Below are 2284 nucleotides of genomic sequence, written 5' to 3' on the forward strand. Positions count from 1 at the left end.
CACTTTTGTGGGGCTTTTTTTATGGAGCGTCAGATGAGAAAGATATCGAAAGAAGGATTAGAGCTTATCAAACAATGGGAAGGTTTGCGTTTAGAGGCATATAGAGACACGGCATGTGTCTGGACGATTGGTTATGGTCACACCAGCAATGCGGGTCACCCCCTTGTCAAAAAAGGCATGTGTATTAGCCAAAAGCAAGCAGAAGAAATCCTTTGTGAAGACTTAAAGCAATTTGAGAAGACGGTAGAGGAATCGGTGACGGTTTCGTTAACGGATTGCCAATTCGCGGCATTGGTCTCATTTTGCTATAATGTAGGAACAGCTGCTTTTCGCAAGTCAACCTTATTGAAGAAGCTTAATCAAGGGGATTATGAAGCCGTACCCTTAGAATTACAGAAATGGAATAAGGTCGGTGGGAAGCCTCTTGCGGGTTTAGCCAACCGTCGAGCAGCAGAAGCGGGATTATGGGTAAAAGGGGCTTATGTTTCTTCGAATTATCAAAGGGTAGAAACGAAAACAGCAAGCGGTCTTTTAAAGATAGAAGCACTTGCCCCGATTATAGGGTCTTGTTCGGGGTTTGGAGGCTTGTTGGTTGGCAATGGTCCGGTGCAATGGGCATTAGCAGGCATCATGGTTTTAGCGGCTGTAACGGGCATAGTGATTGTCGCCAAGCGGTTTGGGGAGCAACGCTTATGATTTTTTGGCTAAAGAANGGGGTTTGGAGGCTTGTTGGTTGGCAATGGTCCGGTGCAATGGGCTTTAGCAGGCATGATGGTTTTAGCGGCTGTAACGGGCATAGTGATTGTCGCCAAGCGGTTTGGGGAGCAACGCTTATGATTTTTTGGCTAAAGAAATATTCTCTTATGTTTACAGCGGCTCTAGCCGTTTTTTTTATGGCTTTAGCCAAGGCTTTTCAGCTTGGCAAGCAAAGCGAACGGCAAAAGCAAACAGAGAATGCTTTAAAGACAGCAACAACCCGTCTTGAGGTAGAAAATGAAGTTAATCAAAAAAGTGATGCTGGTGTGCGCTCTGAACTTTCTCGTTGGGTGCGCGGCAAATAGGTCTGTTTCTTGTGGTGGCTGGTTGCCCATTTATTTGGATAATCAGGATGTTGAGGTCATCAGTTCCAATCTTGCAAGAGATATTTTGAAGCATAACAAGCAGGGAGCCCATTTATGTGGTTGGAAAGATGGTCAAGAAACGAAGCAGCAAAGATAAAGGTCTTACAGAAACAGAACAACAGCTCCTTCACGAGATGATAGAGACCTATCAAGGCTTAAAGATGATGTCACGCATCATGAAATTGATTGCCTTCATTCTCTTTATGTTTGTAATAGATTTTGCCCGCCTTATGGATGCACTCGATAATATCTTATCACATCTTAAAAGATGGATAACAAAAAGTTAGATATCAAATCTCTCCTTTAAAAATATGATGAAACAAGANATTATCGATTTTTCCCGTTTTGTGGACGCCATAGAGAATAGCTTCTCACATCTTAAAAGATGGATAACAAAAAGTTAGATATCAAATCTCTCCTTTAAAAATATGATGAAACAAGAATTTACACAAANGTAATAGATTTTGCCCGCCTTATGGATGCACTCGATAATATCTTATCACATCTTAAAAGATGGATAACAAAAAGTTAGATATCAAATCTCTCCTTTAAAAATATGATGAAACAAGAATTTACACAAACATTGTTTGCGTGGATGGGTGGTAAACACNCTTTAAAAATATGATGAAACAAGAATTTACACAAACATTGTTTGCGTGGATGGGTGGTAAACACTATTTGCGTAAGAAAATTATACCGATTTTAAATAGCATTGACCATGAAACCTATGTTGAACCATTTTTAGGTTCTGGTGTTATTTTCCTAAATAAAGGACCAGCAAAATATTCCGTTATTAATGATTTGAATGGAGAGATCACGAATCTGTTTCAATGTGTTCAAAATGACTTTGATGATTTAGCTAAACGATTGGAGTGGTTTGTTTGTTCAAGACAGTTGTTTTTTGAACTTGCGGCGATTGAACCAGAAAGCCTTTCCAAAGTTGAAAGAGCCGCACGTTTTTTGTTTCTCCAACGTTGTGTGATGTATGGGAAAAAAGATTATGTCTCTTTTAGTTTTGGAAGGAAAAAGCCTATAGCATTTAATCCCGAAAAGCTATTATCAAGGATGAGACGTGTTAGACAGAAGCTTCTTGATACGACGATCTTAAATTTGTCGTGGGAACGGGTTATCGAGCTATTTGATGCACCCGACAGTTTATTTTA

The 2284-nt window shown here is 39.9% G+C and carries 4 protein-coding genes; all 4 read left to right on the forward strand.

The annotated features are described in order from the left end of the window. The first annotated feature begins 33 nt into the window (after positions 1–33). Positions 34–696, forward strand: a complete 663-nt coding sequence (locus ACFIMS_RS01500) for a lysozyme (RefSeq protein WP_375643601.1) — start codon at positions 34–36, stop codon at positions 694–696. A 137-nt stretch (positions 697–833) separates the two neighbouring features. After that, positions 834–1061, forward strand: a complete 228-nt coding sequence (locus ACFIMS_RS01505) for a hypothetical protein (RefSeq protein ID WP_375612675.1) — start codon at positions 834–836, stop codon at positions 1059–1061. 116 nt (positions 1062–1177) lie between these two features. Further along, positions 1178–1408 (forward strand): hypothetical protein, encoded by a 231-nt coding sequence (locus tag ACFIMS_RS01510; RefSeq protein WP_375696314.1) that lies wholly within the window; start codon positions 1178–1180, stop codon positions 1406–1408. Between the two features lie 334 nt (positions 1409–1742). Further along, positions 1743–2284 (forward strand): DNA adenine methylase (locus tag ACFIMS_RS01515; RefSeq protein ID WP_375696315.1); only part of this gene is annotated, 542 nt, incomplete at its 3' end.

This window comes from Bartonella sp. AP331QHHD (genome assembly GCF_042195905.1).
In the GTDB taxonomy this organism is placed as follows: Bacteria; Pseudomonadota; Alphaproteobacteria; order Rhizobiales; family Rhizobiaceae; genus Bartonella.

Coding starts and splice junctions, on each gene's coding strand:
- ACFIMS_RS01505 (WP_375612675.1), top strand. CDS start 834: ATGATTTTTTGGCTAAAGAAATATTCTCTTATGTTTACAGCGGCTCTA.
- ACFIMS_RS01500 (WP_375643601.1), top strand. CDS start 34: ATGAGAAAGATATCGAAAGAAGGATTAGAGCTTATCAAACAATGGGAA.